25 protein-coding genes and 1 riboswitch are annotated in these 26,988 nt (G+C 30.4%); of the genes, 19 read left to right on the top strand and 6 right to left on the bottom strand.

The genetic code is table 11. From position 1 onward, the window contains the following. Nucleotides 1-2 precede the first annotated feature (2 nt). From CLAU_RS11730 to CLAU_RS11770, 9 genes are all read left to right on the top strand, one after another. Entirely contained in the window at nt 3-884 is an 882-nt protein-coding gene (locus CLAU_RS11730; RefSeq protein ID WP_023162579.1) for a molybdopterin-binding protein, read from the top strand. Between the two features lie 26 nt (nt 885-910). Next, nucleotides 911-1,684 carry a 2-keto-4-pentenoate hydratase gene (locus CLAU_RS11735; protein ID WP_023162580.1) on the top strand — a complete coding sequence of 258 codons (774 nt, stop codon included), beginning with the start codon at nt 911-913 and terminating at the stop codon, nt 1,682-1,684. Nucleotides 1,685-1,820: 136 nt separating this feature from the next. Continuing rightward, nucleotides 1,821-2,438, top strand: coding sequence for a 4Fe-4S binding protein (locus tag CLAU_RS11740; protein ID WP_023162581.1), 618 nt, complete (start codon nt 1,821-1,823; stop codon nt 2,436-2,438). Next, nucleotides 2,438-3,874, top strand: coding sequence for a hypothetical protein (locus tag CLAU_RS11745; protein ID WP_023162582.1), 1,437 nt, complete (start codon nt 2,438-2,440; stop codon nt 3,872-3,874). The genes CLAU_RS11740 and CLAU_RS11745 overlap by 1 nt, the downstream gene beginning before the upstream one ends. 88 nt (nt 3,875-3,962) lie before the next feature. Continuing rightward, entirely contained in the window at nt 3,963-5,162 is a 1,200-nt protein-coding gene (larC, locus tag CLAU_RS11750; RefSeq protein ID WP_029170026.1) for a nickel pincer cofactor biosynthesis protein LarC, read from the top strand. A gap of 86 nt (nt 5,163-5,248) precedes the next feature. Continuing rightward, nucleotides 5,249-6,028, top strand: a complete 780-nt coding sequence (locus tag CLAU_RS11755; protein WP_023162585.1) for an IclR family transcriptional regulator — start codon at nt 5,249-5,251, stop codon at nt 6,026-6,028. Between the two features lie 23 nt (nt 6,029-6,051). After that, entirely contained in the window at nt 6,052-6,849 is a 798-nt protein-coding gene (gene larE / locus CLAU_RS11760; protein WP_023162586.1) for an ATP-dependent sacrificial sulfur transferase LarE, read from the top strand. Between the two features lie 253 nt (nt 6,850-7,102). Continuing rightward, the gene (locus CLAU_RS11765; protein WP_023162587.1) at nt 7,103-7,984 is read left to right on the top strand and encodes a dihydrodipicolinate synthase family protein; all 882 of its coding nucleotides are present in this window, start codon (nt 7,103-7,105) and stop codon (nt 7,982-7,984) included. A gap of 181 nt (nt 7,985-8,165) precedes the next feature. Then, complete coding sequence (locus CLAU_RS11770) at nt 8,166-9,890, top strand: methyl-accepting chemotaxis protein (RefSeq protein WP_029170025.1); 1,725 nt, start codon at nt 8,166-8,168, stop codon at nt 9,888-9,890. Between the two features lie 255 nt (nt 9,891-10,145). On the opposite strand, the gene CLAU_RS11775 is transcribed toward CLAU_RS11770, so the two are convergent. The 4 genes from CLAU_RS11775 to CLAU_RS11790 all read right to left on the bottom strand — a co-directional run bounded on the left by CLAU_RS11775 (nt 10,146) and on the right by CLAU_RS11790 (nt 14,475). Next, complete coding sequence (locus CLAU_RS11775) at nt 10,146-10,430, bottom strand: STAS domain-containing protein (RefSeq protein WP_023162590.1); 285 nt, start codon at nt 10,428-10,430, stop codon at nt 10,146-10,148. A gap of 11 nt (nt 10,431-10,441) precedes the next feature. Continuing rightward, nucleotides 10,442-12,430 carry a methyl-accepting chemotaxis protein gene (locus CLAU_RS11780; protein ID WP_023162591.1) on the bottom strand — a complete coding sequence of 663 codons (1,989 nt, stop codon included), beginning with the start codon at nt 12,428-12,430 and terminating at the stop codon, nt 10,442-10,444. Between the two features lie 136 nt (nt 12,431-12,566). After that, entirely contained in the window at nt 12,567-12,950 is a 384-nt protein-coding gene (locus CLAU_RS11785) for an ATP-binding protein (RefSeq protein ID WP_013236972.1), read from the bottom strand. Nucleotides 12,951-12,966: 16 nt separating this feature from the next. After that, nucleotides 12,967-14,475 (bottom strand): SpoIIE family protein phosphatase, encoded by a 1,509-nt coding sequence (locus CLAU_RS11790; RefSeq protein WP_023162592.1) that lies wholly within the window; start codon nt 14,473-14,475, stop codon nt 12,967-12,969. A gap of 422 nt (nt 14,476-14,897) precedes the next feature. Between CLAU_RS11790 and CLAU_RS11795 the strand changes: the two genes are divergently transcribed. After that, nucleotides 14,898-15,266 carry a hypothetical protein gene (locus CLAU_RS11795; RefSeq protein WP_013236974.1) on the top strand — a complete coding sequence of 123 codons (369 nt, stop codon included), beginning with the start codon at nt 14,898-14,900 and terminating at the stop codon, nt 15,264-15,266. A 53-nt stretch (nt 15,267-15,319) separates the two neighbouring features. Here the strand turns inward: CLAU_RS11795 and pssA are convergent, their stop codons facing one another. Beyond that, nucleotides 15,320-15,841 carry a CDP-diacylglycerol--serine O-phosphatidyltransferase gene (gene pssA / locus CLAU_RS11800; RefSeq protein ID WP_013236975.1) on the bottom strand — a complete coding sequence of 174 codons (522 nt, stop codon included), beginning with the start codon at nt 15,839-15,841 and terminating at the stop codon, nt 15,320-15,322. 487 nt (nt 15,842-16,328) lie between these two features. Here pssA and CLAU_RS11805 point away from each other — a divergent pair, with 487 nt between their 5' ends. From CLAU_RS11805 to CLAU_RS11820, 4 genes are all read left to right on the top strand, one after another. Beyond that, the gene (locus CLAU_RS11805) at nt 16,329-16,889 is read left to right on the top strand and encodes a TVP38/TMEM64 family protein (protein ID WP_174377505.1); all 561 of its coding nucleotides are present in this window, start codon (nt 16,329-16,331) and stop codon (nt 16,887-16,889) included. A gap of 123 nt (nt 16,890-17,012) precedes the next feature. Then, entirely contained in the window at nt 17,013-17,441 is a 429-nt protein-coding gene (locus tag CLAU_RS11810; protein WP_013236977.1) for a CBS domain-containing protein, read from the top strand. A gap of 137 nt (nt 17,442-17,578) precedes the next feature. Then, a complete protein-coding gene (locus CLAU_RS11815; protein WP_013236978.1) occupies nt 17,579-18,475 on the top strand; it encodes a YegS/Rv2252/BmrU family lipid kinase in 897 nt (298 codons plus the stop codon). 78 nt (nt 18,476-18,553) lie between these two features. After that, the gene (locus tag CLAU_RS11820; protein ID WP_023162595.1) at nt 18,554-19,255 is read left to right on the top strand and encodes a hypothetical protein; all 702 of its coding nucleotides are present in this window, start codon (nt 18,554-18,556) and stop codon (nt 19,253-19,255) included. A gap of 384 nt (nt 19,256-19,639) precedes the next feature. Here CLAU_RS11820 and CLAU_RS11825 read toward each other — a convergent pair whose 3' ends face one another. Beyond that, the gene (locus CLAU_RS11825) at nt 19,640-21,484 is read right to left on the bottom strand and encodes a YgiQ family radical SAM protein (protein WP_023162596.1); all 1,845 of its coding nucleotides are present in this window, start codon (nt 21,482-21,484) and stop codon (nt 19,640-19,642) included. Nucleotides 21,485-21,904: 420 nt separating this feature from the next. Further along, a riboswitch (M-box (ykoK) riboswitch) is annotated at nt 21,905-22,071 on the top strand. Nucleotides 22,072-22,309: 238 nt separating this feature from the next. Here CLAU_RS11825 and CLAU_RS11830 point away from each other — a divergent pair. From CLAU_RS11830 to CLAU_RS11850, 5 genes are all read left to right on the top strand, one after another. Further along, on the top strand, nt 22,310-23,572 hold the full coding sequence (locus tag CLAU_RS11830) for a magnesium transporter (protein WP_013236981.1): 1,263 nt from the start codon (nt 22,310-22,312) through the stop codon (nt 23,570-23,572). Nucleotides 23,573-23,690: 118 nt separating this feature from the next. Next, a complete protein-coding gene (gene sleB, locus CLAU_RS11835; RefSeq protein WP_013236982.1) occupies nt 23,691-24,380 on the top strand; it encodes a spore cortex-lytic enzyme in 690 nt (229 codons plus the stop codon). A 236-nt stretch (nt 24,381-24,616) separates the two neighbouring features. Then, nucleotides 24,617-24,967 carry a DUF6514 family protein gene (locus CLAU_RS11840; RefSeq protein ID WP_013236983.1) on the top strand — a complete coding sequence of 117 codons (351 nt, stop codon included), beginning with the start codon at nt 24,617-24,619 and terminating at the stop codon, nt 24,965-24,967. A 126-nt stretch (nt 24,968-25,093) separates the two neighbouring features. Then, complete coding sequence (gene acpS, locus CLAU_RS11845; protein ID WP_013236984.1) at nt 25,094-25,498, top strand: holo-ACP synthase; 405 nt, start codon at nt 25,094-25,096, stop codon at nt 25,496-25,498. Then, nucleotides 25,470-26,969 (top strand): bifunctional ADP-dependent NAD(P)H-hydrate dehydratase/NAD(P)H-hydrate epimerase, encoded by a 1,500-nt coding sequence (locus CLAU_RS11850; RefSeq protein ID WP_023162597.1) that lies wholly within the window; start codon nt 25,470-25,472, stop codon nt 26,967-26,969. Before acpS ends, CLAU_RS11850 begins: the two co-directional genes overlap by 29 nt. The last annotated feature ends 19 nt before the right edge of the window (nt 26,970-26,988 follow it).

The following is a 26,988-nucleotide window of genomic DNA, read 5'->3' on the forward strand; positions in this document are numbered from 1 at the left end:
AATTGGAATGGGATTTACTTGAAAAGACTACATTTTGGATTGATAACATAAATTTAGAAAACGCTAATCTTGATGAAATTGCAAGAGTTGCTGCAGAGGCATTAAGTATGACAACCAAGGAAATTATGGTTGTGGATGTGAGGCCAGGTCTTTTAGCTTTTGATATTATGAAACGTAAAGTTGAAGCTGAATCTGTCATAGGAAAAGAAAAAGATATATTATTTAGGTTATCTCAGATTGATGGGATACAAATAGGAGAGAATGCGTCAGTACATTCAGAAGGCATACTTGGATTAATTGCACTTGATTCAGACAAAGCAAAAGATGTTTTGGAGAAGTCTGCTGGATTAACTAATCAGATTAAAGAGGCAGTTTCAAAACGTGCTAAAGTATTTGCTTCAGGAACAGAAGTTATAACAGGCAAAATAGAAGATACAAATTCGCCATACATTATTAAATCCCTTGAAAAAGAAGGATATAAGGTTACATTTGGTGGTATTTTGAAAGATGATGTTTTAGCAGCAGCAGATAGGATAGAAGAAGCATTAGAAGAAGGATACGGTTTGATTATAACTACTGGTGGGGTTGGAGCTGAAGATAAAGACTTTAGTGTAGAAGCTATTTTAAAAATGGATAGAGAAGCTTGTACACCATGGATTTTAAAGTTTAAACCAGATTATCACAGGCATCATAAAGAAGGAGTCCGTATTGGAGTTGGAAAAGTTGGAATGAGCTACATAGTAGCACTTCCAGGACCACATGAAGAGGCAAAGCTCGGTTGTGATACACTTATAGAAGAAATGAAAAAGGAATTTGATAAAAATGTACTTGCTGAAGCTATAGCAGGTGCTTTGCGACAACGATGGAGAAATAAAATGAAATAAATTAAATAAATGGAGGTTTGTAGAATATGGATTATGAAGAGGTAGCAAAAAAACTTTTGAAGTCAGAGGCTAATAAAGTGCCTATAGGACAGCTTACAGAGGAATATTCTGATATGACTATTGAAGATGCATATCATATACAACTTGCTGGAATTAATATAAAGCTTTCTCAAGGGCATAAAATAATAGGTAAAAAAATCGGCCTAACAAGTCGTGGAATGCAAAAACTTTTAGGTGTAAATGAGCCGGATTATGGGCATTTGCTAGATAATATGCTTGTTCTTGAAGGTGATACATTAGATAGAAGAGAGCTAATTGCTCCGAAAGTAGAAGGAGAATTGGCATTTATCTTAAATGAAACTCTTAAAGGACCAGGGGTAACAATTGCAGACGTGTATAGGGCGACTGAAGGTATTGTCCCAGCTTTTGAGATTGTAGATAGTCGTATTAAAGATTGGAAAATTAAATTAGCAGATACAATTGCAGATAATGGATCCAGTGCTAGATTAGTTTTAGGAAGCAAGATGATTCCTATTAAAAATTTGGATTTGAAACTAATTGGGATGATGTTTGAAAAAAATGGACAAATGGTAAGCAGTGGAGTAGGTGCAGAAGTTTTGGGAAATCCTGCAGCAGCAGTAGCATGGCTTGCAAATAAATTAGGAACCTTTGATATTGCACTTGAAAAAGGTGAAATAGTTCTTGCAGGAGCATTTACGGCAGCAGAAAAAGCTGAAGAAGGAGATATATTTACAGTTTCTTTTAATGGACTTGGAAGTGTAAGTGTAAAATTTGTTTAATGACAAAATGAGAATATTCTCCCCACGCATTAATTTATATTGGTGTAGTTAATGAATGGGGAAAATATAAAACCTAATAAAGATTAGGTAAATAAAATTTATGTATTAATTTTATACTAAGAAGGGAATGAATTCAATGAAAAAAGTTACACTTTTATCCGATGTAGATAATGATAAGTGTAAAGGATGCCGTACATGTGAAAAAGTGTGCCCTGTTCTGGCAATAAAAGTAGAACAGCGTAAAGCTGTAGTTGATGCCGATTTATGTAGAGGATGCGCAAATTGCGAACAAAGATGTCCATTTGGTGCTATAACTATGGTAAAAAGGGACAAACCTTTGAAAATAGGTGTAGACATAAATAGTGTAAATTACGAGGATATAGTAAACCTTTGTGTAAAAGCACATCTTCATCCAGAACAGACAATTTGCTATTGCGTTGGTGTAAGAGCAGAGGAAGTGGCAGCGGCTATTTTAAAGGGTGCTAAAACTCCAGAAGAAGTCTCACTTCAAACGGGTATTCGTACAGGATGTACTATAGAATGTATACAACCTATATTGAGACTTCTAAGTGCTGCAGGATGCGAACTTAATCCAATCGAAGGTGGATGGCAGTGGTATGGTAAAACACCTACTGCATGGGATTTGTCAGAAGAGGTTAAAAAGAAATACTCTTCACGTGGATTTTATTTTGAGGAAGACAGAGAAGTACTAGACAAAATTATTGATGGATGTAGGAAAGGAGGAGATAAATAATGAGAAAAGCAATTACTCCTATATCTCCAAAAACATCACAATATGGAATTGACCCATCTTTAGTCAAGACAAGAGTGGCAGAACTTCCGGGCATGACTTCAGTTTATTTAAAAGAATTATTCCCTGATCTGCCAGATGTTATTTTCCCTGGTGAAAAGGGTATAGCAGGTGTAAGAAAAGCTGCTGAAGAAGCCCTTATGAAAGTTGATATGAGTATGATAAAGCCGGAACATTCGGTTAATATTTTAGCTTCCCATCATGGGTTTACCCTTTTAGGTGGTGAACCTTATGCAGAACTCTTAAAGACTATAAAAGATGTTGTAGAAAAACGTACTGGATGTAAAGATGTAAGATTACGTGCAGGAGTTGGGATGCGTTTTCGTGAAACTGAAGAATATATAAAGAGATACGAACTTGATAAATATTTTAATGGTAAAGCAATAGGTGTAGCACCAGTAGATCAGGGTATTCCTATTGAAACTGAAATAGGTACTTTATATGGACTTAAAAAAGTTTATGATGCAGATTGGATAATACATGCCCATCATAGTGATGTCCGTGAAGTACACTTTCACCGTCAGGTTGATAAGGCTGTAAAACCTTTTGGTATGTCTTATGCACGTATTGAAACTAGGTCTACATATCATCAAAATCTTGGCCCTAGAGGAGCAAATTTTGTAGCAAGAGCTATATTTGATTCAGAATTTGTTCAGAAAAAATTTGCTTTCGCAGCATTTTTGAATGTTGCACCAAATGGTATTGTAGGCGTAGACGTAGATAATGATTTATATAAATTAAACAATAAAGTAACATTTATAGGATGCAAGCAATATGGTAAGATAATGACTTTATTTGGTGAAATAGATAAATGTATAGCTGTACTTGATTTTCCATGCCCTGTTCCTTATGTATTTTCAGCAGGAGTAATATATGCTAACTTTGCTGGAGCTAATACAGATCTTTATGACCTAGATGCACCAATGGCACCATATACATGGTATACAGAAGCTTTCTATGGTAAAAATGGCAAACCACTGTTAGACAGTATACCACCTATAAATCCAGCTATAAAGATGTGTATTCATAACTATGCATGGACAGGATATCCTTCAGCTTTCTTCTCTCAACATATACCTACAGTAGTTGTAGGAGCTGAGCAAGCAGAATTATTTAATAGGGATCCTTTAAACTTGAACTATATGGATTATGCAGCCCTTGTAAAAGATACTAAGACTGCAATGGATTTTGCTTATGCAGCTACAGGCACTAAAAATGTTATTATATTTGATGGTGCAATGGGTGCAATGAATGTAAGTGAATCTCTTGCAAAATTGTTGCTTGAAAAAGCACCAGAGGTAAGTGAAAGGGTAGATAAAGAATTACTTCCTAAATGGCTTCGTCAAAGAGGCGTTGATATTTCAGTTATAAAAGAATAATTCTTATAAATTTAATTATACATTCACCTATATCTATGATAACTTAGATATAGGTTGAATGTATAAAAGTTATCAGGAGGAATATTATATGAAGATCGGCTATTTCCAATGTACTGCAGGAATAAGTGGAGATATGATTTTGGGTGCATTAGTAGATGCAGGATTAAAATTGGATGACTTAAAGTCAGAACTTAAAAAACTTAAGGTCCCATTTGATTTGAAAGAAAAAAAAGTTGTAAAACAAGGAATATGTTGTACTAAGGTAGATGTTATAGTGAAGGAAGAACATGTCCACAGACATTTAAGTGATATTAAACTTATTGTTGAAAATAGTCAATTGGACTTTAAAGTAAAAGATAAAATAATAAAAGTTTTTACCAGATTAGCTCAAGCGGAAGCTAAAGTGCATAATACAACTATAGAGTCCATACATTTTCATGAAGTAGGTGCTCTTGATTCCATAATAGATATTTGTGGAGCAGTTATTGGATTAAACTTATTAAAAATTGAAAAAATATATTGTTCCCCCATACAAACTGGAATAGGATTCACGGAATGTGCCCATGGAATTATACCTCTTCCAGCACCTGCGGTTGTCCAGTTGCTTCAAGGAATTAAAATGTATTCAAAGGGCATAGAGGAAGAACTTATTACCCCTACAGGGGCAGCAATTGCTTCAACTTTATGTCATGATTTTGGAGATATACCTCTCATGGGTATTGAAAATTGTGGGTGTGGAGCAGGAACTAGAGATTTAAAAATACCTAATTTGTTGAGAATTTATATCGGCAATTTGGTGGAAGATGAAGATATAAATGATGATAAAAACCAATTGTTAAAAGAGGGCGAAGCCATTAAAGTAGAGGTAAATATAGATGACATGAACCCGCAATTTTATGAATATATAACAGAAAAACTTTTTTCACAAGGTGCAAAAGAGGTGTATATGCAAACTGCTTTTATGAAAAAAAATAGGATTGCCAATATACTAAATATTAATTTACATGAAGAGAATTTAGATAAGGTTTTAAAGGTTATATTTGAAGAAACTACGACCATAGGTGTTAAAGTTTTTAGATTTCATAAATATATGCTTCCTTATAAAATAGAAAAAGTTAATACTGATTTAGGAGAAATTTCAGTAAAAATTGCATTTTATGGTGACGAAATTTTGAATATCTCACCTGAATATGATGAATGTTGTACTAAAGCTAGAGAGTATGGTATACCTATAAAGAAAGTGTATGATATGGTAAAATTATCAACTGATAAATATATAAAAGAATAGTATAATAAAGGAATATAAGTTAAGTATTTTTTTGTATGATGGTAATATTATATAAATAAAACTTGAAAGGAATAGGTGCATATAAGATGTCAAAGAGTAAATCAAATTTTATCCAATCCGTGGATAGAGCTTTACAGATACTGGAATGTTTTTCTAAAGAAGAAAATGAATTGGGAGTTACACAAATTGCTAATATGCTGGATTTTTATAAAAGTACTACTTTTGGACTTCTTAGTACACTTGAGAATAGAGGATACTTGAAACAGAATCCTGAAAGTGGGAAATATAGATTAGGAATCAAGCTTTTTGAATTGGGAAAGTTGGTAGAGGAAAATATGGACTTGAGAACTAGTGCCATTCCATATTTGAAAGGATTGGTAGATAAGTATGGGGAAACTGCTCACTTAGCTATGAAGGATGGAAATGAAGTAATATATATAGATAAAGTGGAAGGTAAAAATGCTATCGGAATTATTAACTCTCAGGTTGGTAGAGTAGCACGAATGCATTGTACTGGAGTTGGAAAAGCAGTACTGGCTTTTATGTCTGAAGAGGATATAGAAAAAATTATTGAGAATATTAAATTTAATCGATATACAAGTAATACAATTACAGATAAAAACAAGTTAAAGGAAGAACTAAAGAAGATAAGGAAAAAGAAGTATAGTGTTGACAATGAAGAGATTGAAATTGGATTGAAATGTGTGGCAGCACCTATAATCAATTACGATGATGAAGCTGTAGGTTCAATTAGTGTATCTGGCCCTACAAGTAGAATGAACGATGAAAAAATGAACCTTATTGCAGAAGATGTAAAGAAGGTTTCAATTGAAATTTCTCGGGTGTTGGGATATAAGAGTTTATAATCTTAAATTTAGGAAGGGTCATTATGAAAAATGAAAAATATAAGAAATTAGTTAAGTATATGTGTGAATTGAAAAATTGTGTTGTTGCATTTTCAGGTGGTGTGGATAGCAGCTTTTTGATTAAGGTAGCAAAAGATGTACTTGGTGATAAAGCACTGGCATTAACTGTTGTATCGCCATATATACCAAAATGGGAAATTGAAGAAGCTAAAAATATAGCTGCATTGATAGGAATAAAACACGAATTTCTGAGAATATCTGAAATTCCTGATATAATAAAATTTAATCCTGCAAATAGATGTTATCTATGCAAAACTTCTATATTTACACGGATAAGAGAAATATCGTTTAAGTATGGATTTGAACATGTAGTTGATGGTACTAATGCTGATGATGTAAAAGATTATAGACCAGGGCTTAAAGCGTTAAAAGAACTTGACATAAAAAGTCCACTTCTAGAGAACAACATAACGAAAGAGGAAATAAGAACTTTTTCTAAAAAGTTAAATCTGGGTACATGGGATAAGCCTTCTTATGCATGCTTATTGTCTAGAATACCTTATGGTAAAGAAATTAAAACCCAGGAGTTGGAGAGAGTAGAGAAGTCTGAAAAATATCTTATGAGTTTGGGATTTAAGTCTGTTAGAGTAAGAAGCCATGATGATTTAGCAAGAATTGAAGTACCAGAAAACAATATGCCTGAAATTATTGAAAATAAAATGTTTGAAAAAATAGCTAAAACATTAAGAAATTTTGGATTTAAATATGTAACTATGGATATGGAAGGTTATAGAATGGGAAGTTTGAATGAAGAATTATAAATAAATGAATCTTTACAAATTGTATGAGACAAAAAATTTGATATATAGAATTAACTAATATTGAGAGCATAATTCTCTTTATATTTGGTAGAAAGAAAAAAGGTCTGTGTTATTTGGAAATAAGCGTACTTTTTATAAAAAAGCAAAATGAAATAATATATATAAAAACTAGTGAATTTTTAAAAATAATGTTTGTATAGTTTGCTAATAATTTTTAACAGTAAAATTCACTGATATGCGAGGAGAGATAGAAATGTTTAAAGGAATATTTACACCTATGATTACATTGTTTCGTGAAGATGGAACAATAGATAAAGAAAATCAAAGTATTTTAGTAGAAAAATTAATTTCAGATGGAGTGGATGGTATTCTTACTTTAGGCAGTGTGGGAGAATTTTTTAATCTTTCTCTAGAACAAAAAAAGGATTATGTAAAATTTATGTCTGAAACTGTTAAGGGAAGAACTAAATTACTGGTTGGTACAGGAAATAATGATATAAATCAAGTTATAGAATTGAACGATTATTGTAAGAAATGCAAAGTAGATGCTGTTTTAGTTATAACACCTTATTTCTTTAGTTTAAATGAAAAATACTTGTATGAATATTATTCTAAAGTAGCAAAGAATACAGAATTACCTATACTGCTGTATAATTTTCCTGCTAGGACTGGTACTAATTTAAGTGCTGATTTTTTACACAAATTAGTATCTGATTTTGAAAATATTGTGGGAATAAAGGATACAACTGATTCTATAAGTAATGTAAGACAATATGTTGAAAAAGTTAAATCTTATAGGAAAGATTTTTCTATATTATCAGGATTTGATGAATATTTAATTCCTAATTTAAATTGTGGTGGAGATGGAATTGTAGGTGGATTGACTAATGTAAAAGGTAAGTTCTTTGTTGATACATATAATGCATTTTTGAATAAGAATCTTACAAAATTATCAAATTCACAAAAGAAAATAAACACTTTAATGGAATTATATACTCTTTCAGATCCTTTTTTAGTTGCATTAAAGGAAGCAGTGATTCTATCATTAAATTTAGATGCAAATGCGTCTTTGAGAAATTACAGTGTAAAATTAGATGAAAAAGTTAAGGAAAGAATAAGAAATTTAATAGTATAAATAATTTGTAGAAACCCTATTCTTATTTATTTTGTACAAATATAAAAAGTGGTAATTAGATATTACTGCTTTTTTATATAAACTTATAAGTTAAAAATTTACTTATATAGATGAATATTGATACAAGTTTAGACAATATTTATATATATATTAAAATTTACACACAAAGAGGGAATTAAATATGAATTTTTTAAAAAACATACACGTAAAAACAAAATTTTTGACATCTTTTGCAATCATGGCTTTGTTGATTGCATTAGTGGGTGTTATTGGAATAGCATCTTTGAAGAAAGTATCTGTAAACTCAGAAAAAATGTATAGTACTAATCTTCAAAATGTTTACACATTGACAGATATTAACGGAAATTTGGCCAACATAAGGGCTGAGATGTTTAAGGTAGTATACTATCAAAGAAGTGATGTCGAAACCAGACAGAGTACAGAAAATGATATTCAAAAAAATAGAAAAAATATAGCTAAAGATATTGAAACTTATGAGAAACAAAATGGCAATTTTACTTCAGAAGCAAAACAAAAATGGGATTTGCTTAAAAGTCAAAATGACCAGTATATGGGTATAATAGATGAAATTACAGGTATGGTTAACAAGGGGGATTTTGCCAACGCAGAAAAAGAATTTATAAAAAAAGGTAATCCTACTGGATACATAATGGTTACTCTTGCAAAAATGATAAATTCAGATTTTAATGTAGCTAAAGAGGCAAATGAAAATAACCAATCTATTTATAATATTAATAGAATATTTATAATTTTATTAATCGTAATTGGATTAGCACTTGCAGTTGGAATTGGAATTTTAATTACAAATGACATAAATAAACCAATTCAAATGTTGAAAGAGCTTGGTGAAAAGTTTGCACAATATGATCTATCCTATGAGGTTAAAACAGAAAGAAAAGATGAGCTAGGACAAACCTGCTTAGCTTTTACTAAAGCACAAAAAAATATTAAAAAACTTGTGGAATTGATAATTCAAAATTCACAAAATGTGAGTACATCTAGTGAAGAACTTTCGGCAACAGTGGAAGAATTGACATCAAAATCTAATAGTATAGATAAAGCAATAAAAAATATAGCAGAAGGTATACAAGAGACTAGTGCCGCATCAGAACAGATAACTGCATCTATAGAAGAAGTGGATTCAAGTATTAATGAGTTATCTGGTAAAGCCATGAATGGGAGCAATAATGCTTATGAGGCAAAGCAAAGAGCTGTGGAACTTCAAGCAAAAGGTAAGGAATCTATAGAGAAAGTTGCGAAACTTTATAGTGAAAAAGAAAGTAAAATGTTAAAGGCAATTGAAGATAGTAAAGTTGTAAATAACATAAAAATTATGGCAAATACCATTGCAAGTATTTCCGATCAAACGAATTTACTTGCGTTGAATGCGGCAATAGAAGCAGCAAGAGCTGGCGAGCAGGGTAAAGGCTTTGCGGTAGTTGCAGAAGAAGTAAGGCAGCTTGCAGAAAAGTCTGCAGAAGCAGTAGGTAATATTCAAAATACAATAGAAAAAGTTGAAGAAGCATTTAAAAATATTTCTGAAAATAGCAGTGAAGTGCTGAAATTTATTAATGAAGATGTTAATCCTAAGTTCCAAGCTTTTGGGGAGATGGGAAATCAATATTATAAAGACTCAGATTTCGTAAGCAAAATGTCTCAAGAAATAGCAGCAATGTCAGAAGAATTAACTGCTACTGTTAACCAGATAAGTCAGGCTATACAGAATATGGCGGATACAGCACAAAAATCAGGAGGACATGCTAGCACAATAGATGTAAGTATTGATGAATCGTCAAAAGCTACAAAACAAGTGGCACTAACTGCAGAAAGTCAGGCTAAGTTAGCACAGAAGTTAAATGAAACGGTACAAAAGTTTAAAATTTAATAGCTATTGAACAGTAGAGAAGAGAATATATACAGATTTGTGTAAAATTAAATTATATCTAACGTGAGTTTGATAGGTTATATAGTAAAATTGCCCCCTGTAAGATGGATGCAGAAAAAGAGGTTATGTCTAATCTTACAGAGTACAGTTTACCTTTTTATTTATTTATAACGGTAAATTCCATTGGTTGATATTAAATTTCAGCTTAACTCTATACTTACGTTGACGACCCTGTATTTTTGGTTTACTAATTTATCAATCATTTATTTGAAATACCTTATCTAATCGTGTCATATTAAAAATTTTCATAACATCTGCATTTCTAACTGAATAAAGTTTAAAGCTTCCGTTCATGTTCTTACACTTTTTATAGATTGAGACTAAAACTCCAAGCCCAGTACTATCAATAAAGGTACACTTACTAAAATCCAATGAAAAATTTTTTTCTCCTTTATCTATTAGAGAATTAAGTTTTTGCCTAAGTTCATCTGCTTCATCAACAGCAAAGTTTTCTGGTATTTCAATATTTAAATCCTTCATTTTAAATCACCTCAAATTGTAAATTTTTCTACAAGATTGTTTAAGGATCCGGCTAATGCACTAGATTCTTCAGCACTAGCGGCCACATTTTCAATTGCTGAATTCTGTTCTTCAGCAGATGTGGCAACTTCTTCACTGCTAGCTGCAGTGTTCTCAGTAATAGTGGCAACTGTATTAATAAGATTTACTATTTTATCAGAAGTAGCAACTTCATCTTTTGTAACATCTACTATTTCATTTACGTTGCTTGATATTTGATTTACGGCGTCTATGATACTTACAAAAGATTTATCGGCATCTTTTGCTATTACTACACCAGATTCGACTGCATCTTTGCTGGAATTCATGTTTTTTACAGCTTTGGTTATTTCATTTACCATTTCGCTTACCAATGAAGATATTTCATTTGCTCCAGTGTTAGTTTCTTCTGAAAGCTTACGAACTTCTTCTGCCACCACGGTAAAGCCTTTCCCGTGTTCTCCAGCTCTTGCTGCTTCAATAGCTGCATTTAGCGCTAGTAAGTTAGTTTGAGATGAAATACTGTTTATGGTATCAATAATTCCACTTACTTTTTTGGAAAGCTCCTGCAGAACTTTTAAAGTAGTTTCTGTTGCAGTTGATGATTTACGGATATTTTCAATAGCATCAACTGTATTTTCAATTTTATTTCTTCCTTCTTCTGCAGTGTCCATGGTATGTTTGGAATTCTTTTTAGCTGTGAGTGCCCTATTCTGAGATATTTGAACCAAGCTTGACAGTTGAACCAAAACTTCTGATACTTCTACAATAGAGCTATTTTGAGTTTCAGCATCCTCTGCAACCTTTTCTATAGTACCAGCCATTTGTTCTGTTGTAGAACTTATTTCCTCATTAGAAGAGGCTAGTTCTTCTGAAGAAGCAGCCAAATTTTCTGATGCATCCCTGACATTATGTATTGTATTATGCTGATGTTCAATCATTTTATTAAAGTATTCACCTAATGTCTGTAATTCGTCTTCTGTATTTATTTTAGCTCTTACAGTTAAGTTACCCTCACCAGCTTTGGTCATTAAACTTTCCAATTGTTTAATTGGGTTTATTATATCTCTCATAGAAAATCTATAGGATAAAAATATTGTAATAAGTAAAGCCAATATAGCTATTATAATTGTAAAGTTTCTAATACTTGCAGCAGGAGACATATATGTACTATAGTCAGCTTCTACTGCTATAATCCAATTATTATTGGAAACAAATTTTCCAAACTTACGTGATCCATTATAGCTATAGTATCCTTCGGAAGTTCCACTTGATTTAGCTTCATTTATCAAAGATTTTAATTGGTTGTTAGTGCTATTTAAAATATTCTCTTTAAATATCTTATCTGTTTTAGGATGGGAGATAATAAGTCCATCTTTATTAATCATATATGCATATCCAAAGTTACCTAATTTGACGTTAGATACTCCTTTAAAAGGTATTATTCCGATTAATGTACCTACAATTTTATTGTCAATTTTTAAAGGATGTGCAATTCCTATTACAGGTTTACCTGTAACTTTTGATATTAAAACAGTTTTTTTATTAGTGTTTTTAGAGCCTTCTAAGGCGTCTTTGACGTAGTCCCTGTCACTATAGTCAACGTTATAATTTTCACTTGAGTTACTAATAATTCCTTTAGCTGATGCATTTGTGATAACTAGACTTTCTATTACACTACTGTTTTCTTTTTGTATTTTTTGTAGATAAGTATAGACTTCATTATTGTAAGTAGTATCGCCTGAAGCAATTTTTGCCATACGCTCATCAGAACTTAAAATTTTAATATACTCGTCTACTGAATCTATTTTTTCATTTATAGATTGTACTGTTTGACTTGAAGTACTTTCTAATTGGTTTTTAACTGTATTTTGCAATAAACTAGAAGTCCTAATATAAGAGAAAGTTCCTAAAATAATAAGAGGAACAGTTATAAATACAAAGAACATAAAACTTAATTTATTTTTTAAACTTTTTTTCATTAAAATACCTCCAAACTTTTATACTCTTGTTTAGTCGCCAAAACTCCCATCTTCGATAAAAATGGGAGATAAGTAAATTTTGTACTTGGATAAGTTTTTTCAAATAATTATTAATGATAAATATTATTGTTATTTCCTAGCTAGCCAAGGATTTTTCTATAATTAGGGTATTTTGTTTTAATTCTATATGATCTGAAAGATTTTTAATGAGAAATAATCCTCTTCCTTCATCTTCTAGTATATTTTCATTATCTAATTGTTTGTTAATTATTGTATCTTTAAATCCAGTACCACAATCCTTAATTTCAAATTGAACATTTGAATCATCATATACATATTTTAAATAAATAGGTTTGTCCATGCTCATATTGTTACCATGCTTAAAGGCATTGGTTAAAGCTTCTGTAAGTATTAGCTTAATATCAAAATTATACTTTGAAGCATTTAACTCAGCAGTGATTTTATCGATAATCTGTTTGTGCTTGGACAAACCATATAGAATAAATTCATTACTTTTCATATCTAATCCTCCAAAATCATTTTATTTCCAAAGCTATTATTGTGCTGTCATCTTTTAATGCTCCGGTTTCATTGATTATGTTATTTAACTTAGCTTTCAAGTAAGTTATAAATTCAGTTAATGTGTGTGATTTAAGATAATTTTTTCTAATTTCATTATCATTAAATATGAAGTCCAACCCATCCGTAGGAAAATAAAATCTATCACCTTCTTTAAAGAAAATCACATTTTCATCAAATACTGCATTTTGAAACATACCTAGAAAAGGACCCCTAACTATGAATTCTTGTGGATTACAGTTGCTTTTTTGAAACATAAACTGGCTTATCCCAGCACCTGCTACTCTTGCTTCATTTTTCTTAAAATCTAAACTAAAACAGCAAGCAGCGATGCAGTGGTTATCACTTAAATAGTCAGCAATTTTTTTATTTAAAATTTTAACTATTTCAAGTGGATCACGGCTTATTAAAATTGCTTCACGAAATAAAACAAAAAATGCTAGTACATTAAGAGCTGCTGTAATTCCTTTGCCACTAACATCTCCAATTATTCCAAGAACTAAATCTTCATTTACTTTGTACAGCCTAAAAAAGTCTCCACTTACTGTTTTAGCAGGCATGTACAGGCTTTCTAATTTAAGTTTTTCAGGTATAGGAGATGTGTCTTCGATGTATTTTCTTTGAAGCTTAGAGGCTTCGTTTAGTCTCCTTTTCATATCAGAAATATTTCTAATTATTGCTTGAATCGCAGGACTGCCTTTATACATTAAATAACTTGCTGATATTTCTACATCTATTAGGGTATTACTATAGCGAATAATTTTATAGTCATATATGGATTTAGATTTTTTACCTTCTAATATCTGTTTCGCTCTTTTATGGGCGATTTTTATAAATTCCTTTGATATATATTTATAAATATTTTCTCCAATGATTTTATCATAGTCTGTACCTACTAAATTACAGGCCTTGTGATTCGCCAGTACAATTTTACTATCTACTGTTATAATGATTGCTTCTGGTGAAAGATTAATAATTTTGCGGTATCTTTCTTCACTTTCTCTAATTGTATTTGCTAATATTTTTTTCTTGGTAATATCTTTTTGCTGTTCTACAACAAATGCCACTTTTCCCAAATTGTCCATAACAGGATTATAAGTGCAATCCATAAATTTGTTATGCTCTGGAAAATATTTTTCTATTCTTATTAGTTTTTTAGTTCTAAGGGCTTCTTCTACACCGCAGTTTTTGCAGTTTTCTTTCATATTTAAAATTTCAAAACACTTTTTACCTTTAACTTCATCTTTAGTTTTTTTATAAAACTTACACCCAGCTTCATTAAAAAATAGAATCCTACCATTGGAGTCAAACACCTTTATAATATCAGTAATACCTTTTAAGACTCCTTCTAGAATCCATAAGTTATAATTTTCTTTATTTGCCTTATGTTTAGTAAAGCATTTTAAACTATCTAGGTAAAGTGTTTCTTTGTGATAAAGTTCACTTTCTCCTGATTTATAGTTCAAAGTATACCACCTCTGTACACACTAAATAATAAAAATAATTTTTCAAAATTATGGTACTGAATACTACCAATATAAATAATATACTCTAATGATACAATAATTATATGTTTTTTTAAAGCCATATTGTATTTAATTTCACTAATAAGAATTAAATGAATATGTTTACATTAAATTCAATACCATTAAATTTATATATGTAAGAGTAAAATTAATGCACTAATTATAAATTTTTATAATTAGTGCATTAATTTTATTAAATAATAATATAGTATACTATAGGCTTTCTAAGTGGAGGTTGGATTTGATATAGATCCAATTATTTTTAAACTGCGAAGGTTGAGTTAATAGTTAAAGACCAAAATGAATGAGGTTTTTCTTCACCATGTTGCGAAAATCTTAAATTTGAGGCAGGGTGATAAATATTGTCCCATAGAAAAATAATTGAAGATTATTATTGTGATGTAAATAATTTAGCAGAGCTATTATCTAAATTAACTAATTCCTATAGACTACTAATAGGTGGAGCTGGAGAATTAAATTCTATAGCAGGAGTGCATAAAGGTGAAGTTAAAGATTCCTTAAAGAGAGTATATAAGCTTGGAAATGTAATTGATAAAGTTGTGGATACATTAAAGGATTCTACTGAAGTATACTCAGAATACTGTAAAATTACTACTGAAGTTATAAAAGCAAAAATGCAAATTAAATACGTGGAAACAGAAATAGATGAAGAATTGTTTCTAAATAATTTAGACGATATGGATGAGGATGATGATACAAAAGGAGATTAAGTAAAATACATTTTTACTTAATCTCTTTTATAAAATGTAGTTATTTACTAAAATTAGAACTTCTTAAACCTATATTTACAAATCATAAGGTAAGAAAGTATTACGATAAGTAAAATGGTAAGTTCTGCAGGAACAGGATGTCTAAATGTAATTAAACAATATAAAGCCATAAACATACCTGCAAAAGTTATTGGAATACCAAAAAATTGTCCATCAAAATCAGTAATATTAAATCTTGCCAGTCTATATGCTCCACATATTGGTAACAATAATACTAACATATAACCTAATAATCCAAAAGTAGAAAAATTATATATATTAAATGTAAGAACTGATGGGGCAACTCCAAAAGAAACTAAATCTGCAAGAGAATCCAGTTGTTTACCTAATTCACTGGACACTTTTAAAAACCTAGCAACTCTTCCATCATATCTATCAGCTAAACATGCAAGTAGTATAAATATACCAGCCCATAAATAATTTTCCTGAAAGGACATCATTAGAGACATTACACCACAACTAAGATTAGCAAACGTAAACGCATTAGGCACTGAACTTCTAGCTATTTTAGCCACTGTGACCACTCCTTAAAAATAACAAAATTAAATTATATTCCCTCAACTTATTAAAAAGTATATAATTGCGTAAGTTAATTATACCTCATTTTATGAAAATAGTTAAGTACATAGTCTGTGTCTTTTCTATGACAAACTTGTAAATTTTTTGTTAAAAACATACAAGAAACTTCAATTCACAACTAAAATCATTTTGGAAAAGCCTTTAATGTAATAAATAGGTCATATATTTTCTATTGAATATTTATCAAAAATATGTAAATATTACATGTATAAGTTATAATACTAAAAACTATATACAGAATTTACTCTTTATTTTATTATATATTTAGTAATTTAATTTGTATTTTAAAATTAAAAAAAGGATAGTTGTGGATTTATGAGAAATAGTAAAGAAAGTATTTTTAAGTGTTTGATAGTATTTTTTTTGGTTTTTACTATCATATTTATTCTATACAAATATAAAGGAAGTTTATATAGGATAAGTATGGATAGTATCAGAAGCTATATACAAAGCTATGGGAAATTTTCAGATATTATTTTTATTTTAATTTATACTATAAGACCTGTAGTGATTATATTGCCTGCATCTCTTATGTCAATAATTGCGGGGAGCATATTTAATTCATATATGGCTCTTTTGCTCAGTATGATTGGCTGCTTTGGATCAGCTACATTAGCTTTCTTTTTATCTAGATTTTTAGGTAGATCTTTTGTAAATAAGATTCTTAAAGGGAAGGCTTTAACATTAAATGACAATATAGAAAAGTATGGATTTAGGATTATGACTGCAATGAGATTAAGTTTTGTATTCCCCTATGATCCACTTAGTTATGCTGCAGGACTTACAAAAATTAAATATAGAGATTTTATTTTTGGAACTTTAGTAGGAATTTTACCTGAAATGGTGACTTATTCCTTAATAGGAGGAAATTTGACAAAGCCGTTTTCATTTAAGTTCATATTGCCCATAATAGTTTTATTTATTATAGCATGTATTTCTATATACATGCATAAAAAAAAGTCTAAAGATACCAATAATTTATAAGTAACATAATCTTTAGATTAGGACATAATAAATATGAAATTAAATTTAAGGCATTTGAAAGAAAATAGGCTAGCATACTGACTAGTAGATATTTCTTTGAAAATGACTAAAGGGGTGTTTGAAATGAAAGTTAAAGATATAATGACTAAATCTGTAATAAGTTTAAATGATGACGATACTGTGGAAAAAGCAGCACAAATTATGCAGCAAAATAATATAGGAGCTGTTCCAGTTTGTAAAAATGGAAAAGTTATAGGAATTGTGACAGATAGGGATATAGCTATAAGATCAGCATCCCAGAGTGGAGGTACTGAATCCAAATTTGTAAGAGATATTATGTCGGCAAATCCTGTAACTGGATCACCTGATATGAATTTGGAGGATGCATCCAGAATAATGAGTGATAAGCAAATAAGAAGATTACCTATTGTTGAAAATAAAAATGTAGTTGGAATGGTATCTTTAGGAGATTTAGCAGTAAATCCTAAATCAAATACTCAGGCAGGAGATGCTTTGAGTAGTATATCGGAAAATAACTACTCAGCATTTTAGAATTTAATAATTTGTAAATAAATCCACAAGATTTACAAGTAATCTTGTGGATTTATTACTTTAGGTGATATAATATCAGGTGACATATTTAAATAAAGAATCTAGGTTTGTAATTTATATAATTAGAGGAGTTTAACATGAATAAAGTGAAATTTATTTATAATCCATATTCAGGAGAAAATACAATAATATCAAATATAGATAAAGTTATTATGATACATCAAAAATATGGTTATGAAATAGTTCCTTTTAGAATAAGTTTTGAATTTGACATAAAAAAGGCATTTGAAGATATAGATGAAACTTACAAATACATACTGATAGCTGGAGGGGATGGAACAGTAGACAATGTTGTAAACTGTATGAAAAGGTTAAATATAGATATGCCTATAGCCATACTTCCAGTAGGAACTGCCAATGATTTTGCTAAATTTATAGGAATGCCGCAAAATATTAAAAAGGCCTGCCAACAGATAGTAAACAGTGTTCCTAAAAAATTAGATTTAGGAAAGGTAAATGACAAATATTTCATAAATGTTGCTAGTACGGGACTGTTTACGGATGTATCTCAAAAAACAGATGTAAATTTAAAAAATACTATGGGAAAGTTAGCATATTATGTTAAAGGATTAGAGCAACTTCCAAATTTAAGAAAAATTAAGGTAAAAGTTAAGTCTGAGAATGCAATTTTTGATGGGGACATGTACCTTATGCTCATATTTAATGGACAGATGGCAGGAAACTTTAAGTTTGCATATAAAGCTCAAATTCAAGATGGACTTTTAGATGTAATTATAATAAAAGCAGGAATGATAAAGGATATTATATCACTATTTATAAAAATGCTAAGAGGAGATCACTTGGAAGATACTTCTGGACTTATATACTTTAAATCAAATAAAATAGAAGTGTATTGTGATGAAGATATAGTCACTGATATAGATGGTGAAAGGGGACCGGATTTTCCACTTGTTATAGAGTGTATTAAAGGTGGAATAGAAGTTTTAGGATTAAAAGATGAGATAAAGTTATAAATTTATTTAAAATAGTAATATAAGATAAGCGATATTAATAAATATAATTAGAATACTATTAATAAAGAAGGAGAATATATGGCATTCTACGTTTATGTTTTTTTATTGCTTATCATGCTTATAATGCTCTTCAGAGGAGCTATTTTAATTAGATTTTTATCGGATAAAATAAAAGTTGTAGCTTTTATTATTATAGGGGCTATGTTGTTAAGGTACACTTCTATTTTTATTATGTACTTTTCCAGCAGTATGAAATATTTATATTTGCTGAAAGTGCCTTTTTTCTTGAATTTACTCTCAGTCCCAATTATAGTTATTACAGTGCTTTATATTTTTGTAAGAAAAGATAATGTTAAATTTTATTACATATTTATAATAACTGCAGTACTTTGTGCTGCATATGCTATTGTGATGTATAAGTGCGAAGCTGTACTGCAGAACTTAGAGGAGTACAAGTTTATTTTAGGATATACTCTTGTTTTATCAAATCAATATATATACTGGGGATACTTGGTATTTAATACTTTAGTAATATTTTTTGTTTTGGGATTTGTTAATAAAACCAATGCCAATAAACTTGGTATATACATGGTATTGTTGGCAGCTTGCATAACTATATCAGAGCTCATAGCGTGGCTTATGGGTATTAGAGTCTTAGCAGAAAATGTACTTGGAGATGTAGGTTGGATTGTTGTTTTCATATATGCTTTGAGTAAAGTAAAAAAAACAGCTGACAGGCCTAATTACAAAGTCCCTAACAAAGTTTCAGGTAAAAAATAACTTATGCTCCGAACATTTTTACAACATTTAACATGGTAAAAAGTTTAAAGTCCAAATATCAAAGTTCAAATAATGATGACTTCCCTCGTACCTCAGGAAATCTATAATTTTAATGTTTCATGACGTTGGGAGGAAAGTTATCATATAATGTTCTAATTTAAGAAATTCTTTTATATGTAAAGATATTTTTACAATAATGAAGTACTTTTAAATATTTTGTATATAAGTCTTAGTGAAAAATTCCTTAAAAAATCTAAGAACTTTCGAATTGTTTGAGGCACGAGTTTTCAAAAGTTCTTAGATTTTTGGAATTTTTTGCTTAGACTTATCAAAATATTTAACGTACTTAAGGTTGTAAAAATATCCGGAATATAAAGCCATTTCTTACTTAGAGCTCTTATGACTACTTTTATGATGACGTCTTCTTGGAGGATTTTTTGGTATTAAGCAATGAGGACCAGATCCAATTAGATCTTCACGACCACATTTGATTAAAGCCTCTTTTACTAAATTGTAATTTTTCGGAACAGAAAATTGTAAAAGTGCTCTTTGTTCATTTTTCTCTTTTTGTGATTTAGGTACATATACTTTCTCACCACTTAAAGGATTAATGCCTGTATAGTACATAGTTGTAGATAAACTACCAGGTGTAGGATAAAAATCCTGAACTTGTTCAGGAGTATATCCCATGCTTTTTATATACTCAGCTAGTTCTATAGCTGCATTTAAATCACTTCCCGGGTGACTGGACATGAGGTAAGGAACTAGATATTGTTTTTTATTTATTTTTTTGTTTATTTCAAAATATTTTTTTACAAATTTATTGTATACGTCCATTTTAGGTTTTCCCATTTGATTTAGAACCCTGTCGCTTATATGTTCTGGAGCTACCTTTAATTGACCACTTATGTGATATTTACATAAGTCTTCAAAAAAATCCGTATTTTTATCATTTATTAAATAGTCATATCTTATTCCTGAACGTATAAATACCTTTTTTATACCAGGAATTTTTCTTATTTTTCTCAATAGATTTAAGTATTCACTATGATCTATAATTAAGTTTTTGCAGGGAGAAGGGAAGAGACATTGTCTATTTTTACACACCCCAGCCTTTTCTTGTATTTTGCACGCCTTATGCCTAAAATTTGCAGTAGGACCTCCTACATCATGTATGTATCCTTTAAAGTCGTCTAAAGTAGTTAATAATTTGGCCTCGTCAATTATAGACTTTTGGCTCCTATTTTGGATGGTTCTACCTTGGTGAAAAGTAAGAGCGCAAAAAGAGCAGCCTCCATAACAACCCCTATGACTTGTAATGGAGAAACTTACTTCTTTTATAGCAGGTATTCCACCAAATTTTTCATATATAGGGTGGTATGTTCTCATGTAGGGTAAATCATATACTATATCCATTTCCTCTTCTGTTAATGGAAACTGTGGTGGGTTTTGAACAATATAATGATCTCCATGTTTTTGTATTAAGGTTTTTCCTCTTAATGCGTCTTGTTCGTAATATTCTAGTTTATAGCTTTCGGCATAAGCGTTTTTTTCTTGCGTTACTTTTTCAAAAGAAGGTACTTCTACATAATCCTTTATGAGCGATTTATCTTTACAAGGGTACACTGTACCTCTTACATCTGTAATTTTATGGATGTCCATTCCATATTTCAATAGGTTTGCCACTTGTACTATGGTTTTTTCTCCCATACCATATATGAGTAGATCTGCTTTTGAATCTAAAAGGATACTTCTTCTTACATTATCACTCCAGTAATCATAGTGGGCAAATCTCCTTAAACTAGCTTCTATTCCACCAATTACTATTGGAACATCCTTATAGGCTTCTCTTGCCCTGTTACAGTATACTATTACAGCTCTGTCGGGTCTATAACCAGATTTACCTCCTGGGGAGTAAAGATCATCATGCCTTTTTTTCTTTGACGCAGTATAATGATTTACCATAGAATCTATATTTCCGGAATTTATTAAAAAGGCCAATTTAGGTTTTCCAAGTTTCATAAAGTCATTTACATTTTTCCAGTTAGGCTGAGCTATTATTCCTACTTTAAAACCCTCCTTTTCCAGGACTCTTGATATTATAGCTGAGCCGAAAGAAGGATGATCTACGTAAGCATCTCCTGTTATAAGGACAAAATCTAACTGATTTATATTTTTTGCGTTCATGTCGTTTTTACATATAGGTAAAAAACTAGTATTTAAATTCAATTTACATTCTCCGTTCTTATATTTCAGATTTAGTTTCACTTATTTTTAGTATAACATATTATATTATGAGATAAATATTTAGGAATATGTAGATTTTGAATAGTGATAAGGAAAAGAGAACACACACTAAATAATATAAACATGCAAAGATAAATTATGATATTTTACATTAAAATGAGCAAAATGAAATTAAAGTATCATAACAGGTAAATATAAATAAATTTAATATTTACTAGTTGCATTATAGTGAATTTGTAATATAATTATAATATAAACAGAGTTCTTGGTTTCAGGTGGAGTTTTTTCTCCATCTGAAACTTAGAAATCGTTATCCAGGGGTGTAGCAGCCGTTATCCCCCACTTTATAAGAAGATGGGGGGTATTACGGCTGGTAGCCATCGGATAAAAGTAAATGTTTATGTTTAATTATGTTAGGTGAGGCTCCTATATAGACATATGCTGCTGCCCCGAAACATCGAGAGATGCCAATGGGTGAACAGGTATTACCGTAGTAAGGTTTTACTTAATGCAGCTGGATGAAAATCTAAAGCTATATAGTGCTAAAACTCGTACGATTAAAAAAGTTTTAGTTTAAGAGCCCTATGGGCTTTTTTTAGTTGTTTGCATATGTTTAAATTTTTTAATTTAGGTGGTGTGTTAAATGGAAAACGGACCTTATGGAGGTCGGTGCATCTTAGAAGAAAATTTAATAGAAGGAGTGCAGGGAAGTATTAGGTCTAATTGGTGATGGCAATGCTATTGATAACTTTTAAAACGTTGATGTAGATTCTATAAATATTTCTCTGCATATAAGGAGGAATATTTATGAAAAAGTTATCTAGTTTCTTGTTGAGTAAGGTTCTTTATAAAAAGGTTTATAATGAATTTGACGAATATGTAGGGAAACTTTGGGACGTTTATGTATCTTCTGATCATGGAATGCCAAGAGCCATAGGATATAAGATAAAAAAGGGCAAAGAAATACTTAATTGTGAGTGTAGGAACATAAACTTTTATGATGATAACGACAAGGTTATAATTAAAGGAGAAGGTATAAGGGAAATAATACTTCAAAGTTATTCCTATCTTTTATCAAAACATCTTTTAGATAGACAGATAGTGGATATAAACGGGAAAAAACTTGTAAGAGTTAATGATCTCAGAATTGCAGAAATGGCAGGAGAGTATAGGGTTGTAGCAGTAGATACAGGAGTTCTTGCTTTAGGAAGAAGGCTTGGTATAGAAAAAATCATAAAAAAGTTTTATGATTTATTTAATAAAAAACCTGAAGATAGCCTTATAATTTGGGATAATGTAGAATCACTAGAAATGATAAATAACAATTTAAAACTTTCCGTACCATATAAAAAGTTATCTAAACTCCATCCTGCTGATTTAGCAGATATATTAGAAGATATGGATGTAAACTACAGAAAGAAGGTTTTTGAAAGTTTAGATGAGGATCTAGCAGCGGATACATTAGAGGAAATAGATCCAGAAGTACAGCTGGATATTCTGGAAAATTTGAGTCAATCTAAAAGGGATGAGGTATTATACAATATGCCTAATGATGAAATAGCGGATATTTTAGATGAAGTAGATAAAGATACTGCAGAAAAAATACTTATAAATATGGAAAAAAATGATGCAGATGAAGTAAGATCACTTATGGAATATAAGGAAGAAACTGTAGGAAGTATAATGAATAAGGATTTTATCTGCTTTAATATAAACATAACCGTTAAAGATACTATTGAGTTTTTAAAAGAAATTAATCCGGAAGATGAGGTATCACATTATATATATATTATCAATGATCAAAAGCAGCTTGAAGGTGTGGTGTCTCTGAAAGACTTGATATTGTCAGATTTTGAAGATACATTAAAGGCGATAATGATCAAAGATGTAGTAAGTATAAATCATAAGGAAAATATAGATGAAGCCATAGAGATGTGTTCAAAATATAATCTTATTTCATTACCTGTAATAGATGATGAAGAAAAGCTGTGTGGCATAGTTATAATGAATGACTTAGTAGAAGACATATTAATACCAAATTGGAGAAAAAGGCTAAGAAAAGTAGGATAGAAAATACTATCAATTCCACTTATTTAAAGTGAAATTGATAGTATTTTTTTATGTATTTTTTACTTCGTTTGTGTACAGACTACATTTAGGAGAACCAACATTAAAAGGAGATGGTCATATGGGTAAGAAAATTATGAGATTTAAAAGAGAATTAGTACTAATACTTGCTATAGTGTTTACATATGCATCAACTTCTCTATTCTTGCTCCCCTATAATAATGCAGTGAAAGCTGTGGCCTACTACTATGGCTCAAGAGGAAATATGGTAATACAAATACAGCAAAAACTCAGAAGTTGGGGGTATTATAATGGCAGCGTAGATGGAGTATACGGGTATCAAACTTACACTGCAGTAAAATATTTTCAATCGAAAAATGGACTAAAATCTGATGGTATAGTTGGAGATGCAACTTTAGCAGCCCTTGCAATAAATACTGGAAGCAATACTGGTGGAAACAGCCAAAATGTAACATTAATAGCTAGATTGATAAATGGAGAGGCTAGAGGAGAACCTTATGAAGGACAGGTAGCAGTAGGAGCTGTAATACTAAATAGAACTAGGGATCCTAGGTTTCCATCTACTGTAGCAGGAGTTATATATCAACCAGGAGCTTTTACTGCTGTGGTGGATGGACAAATACATTCAAATATGCAACAGAGCTCTATAAATGCAGCAAGGGATGCTTTAAATGGATGGGATCCTTCAGGAGGAGCAATATACTATTTTAATCCCTCTACAGCAACAAGTTCATGGATATGGTCGAGACCTCTTATTAAAATTATAGGTAAACATAGATTTTGCAGGTAGTTTAAAAATATATAGCCAAAATAGATGAGCTTTCGACAGCATCATTTAATAAAAATTGTTATTAAATAGGATAAAAATATATATGCTTTTAAGATAAGTGAGCAATAGATTTTTATTGTCATATATAAGGGATAATTTCTAAGAAAAGCTAATCAGGAAGTGACACATTTTTTTTTATATATATGCTAATATATTTTTAAGACAATAATGAGCTAGGTTATGGGGGGAGAAAATTTATGATAATAGAGAATTTTATTAGTAAGGAGAAAGTAGATCAAATTAAGTATGTATACTTTTATAGATTACTTAAAGGCAAAATAGCTATTTCATATTCCCATAAGGATGTTGAAGAGGTGCAGGCTTATGGAATTGAAATTGAGAGACAGGATATATTAGATGGAAAATTGATAAATGTGCAAAGAGATAGTGTTCAAAATATAAGTCCTGAAAGGTATAAAGTACATAATTTATTGAAATTACTATATGACAATAAAGTTTCACCTATCCACTTGGTTGATGTAATAGGTGATTATGTAGACGAATACAGTATGGACTTTGACAACCAAAAAAATTATGCAGCATATTAATTTAATAGAAAAGGGGAGAAATCCTCTTTTTTTTATATAAAAAGTTAATATATCTATTATACCTATATTAAAAAATTAATATAATAGGTATATAATTAAAGGTATTAAAATTGGAGGTGTTATATTTTGATATTTGGGGTTGGGGTTGATATAGTTGAAATCAGGAGAATAGAACAGGCTGTTAGTAAACACTCAAATTTTATAGATAGAATTTTTAGTAAGAATGAAGTAGAATATCTTAAAAATAAAAATTTAAGACCTGAATTTATAGCAGGAAGGTTTGCTGCTAAGGAAGCTATAGTAAAGGCACTAGGAACTGGATTTAGTGGTTTTGATTTTAGAGATATAGAAGTAGATAGAACTGCTTTAGGTAAACCTATTGTAGTATTAAAGGGAAAGGCAAAGTTAATAGCTAATAAATGTGGAAATTACAAGATTCATCTCAGTATATCTCATGGAGTGGATAACGCTATAGCCTATGCCGTAATGGAGGTAGATGGAGTTGAAGATAGCGACTGTAAAAATAGCTAGAGCTGTAGATGGGTACAGTATAAATGAATTAAAAATACCAGGAATTGTACTTATGGAAAATGCAGCACTAAAGGTAGTCAAAAACATAGATCTAAAAAAATGTGAATCTTTTTGTGTAATTTGTACAAAGGGAAATAATGGTGGAGATGGCTTTGCGGTAGCAAGACATCTTTATAATTTAAACAAAAAGGTTCATGTATTTTTAGTTGGAAAAGAAAGTGGAATGAGTGAAGATTGCAGCGTAAATTACAACATTTTGAAAAATTTAAAGGTTAATTTAGATATAGTAGATTCAGAAGAAAGTCTTGTAAAACTTAAAAAGTGTATAAAAGAAAGTGATGTTACTATAGATGCTTTGTTTGGAACAGGAATTTCTAGAAATATACTAGGAATACAAGATTCTGTAATAACCCTTATTAATGAGTATGGCAGTTATATTATTTCTGTAGATATTCCCTCTGGGCTTAATGGTGATACAGGAAATGTTATGGGTAACTGTGTGAGAGCTAATAAAACTATTACTTTTCAGCTATATAAAATGGGATTTCTAAAATACGGAAGTGATAAATTTACAGGTGAAGTGATAGTAGAGGACATAGGAATTCCAAGTTTAGCTGTTGAAAAATTTTCTGGATCTGAATTTATAATGGATCAAGATTTTATAAAAGGAAAACTAAAAATTAGAGATAAGTATAGTCATAAAGGAGACTATGGAAGGGTACTTATTATAGCTGGATCTAAGGGATTTACAGGAGCAGCTTATATATGTACTCAGGGAGCAGTAAGAAGTGGTGCAGGACTTGTCACTTTAGGATGTTATAAAGATATACAACCTATACTTAGTGAAAAGCTTGTTGAAGGTATGACTATAGATTTGGAAGAAAATTTTAAATTAGAAAAAACTATAGAAAAAAGCGATGCTATTGCTATAGGCCCAGGTATGGGAGCTAATGATAGTACTTTAAACTTGGTGAAAAAAGTTATTACTACTTTCAAAAAAACGGTAGTAATAGATGCAGATGGAATCAATGTCCTAAGTGGGAATCTTAACATTTTAAAACAGAAAAAATGTGATGTGATTTTAACCCCCCATTTGGGAGAAATGGCTAGAATTACCGGTTTAGGAATTGAATATATAAGCGAAAATAGAATTAAAGTAGCCAAAGACTTTGCGAAGGAGTATAATATAATTGTACTTTTAAAAGGATATAATACGGTTATTACAGATGGAAACTCAGTTGCCATAAACTCTACAGGAAATTCAGCTATGGCTTCAGGTGGCATGGGAGATTGTCTAACGGGAATTATAGCTTCTTTTTCTGCACAAAAACAAGGTCCTTTTGAAGCAGCTTCTATTGCTGCATTTATACATGGATATGTAGGAGAAGAATTATCGAAAGATATGTATTCTGTAAATGTCAGTCATGTTTTACATCAATTGCCTTTTTCAATAAAAAAATTAACAGAATAGTCTTATTTTCATATAATTA

Source organism: Clostridium autoethanogenum DSM 10061 (genome assembly GCF_001484725.1).
GTDB lineage: Bacteria > Bacillota > Clostridia > Clostridiales > Clostridiaceae > Clostridium_B > Clostridium_B ljungdahlii.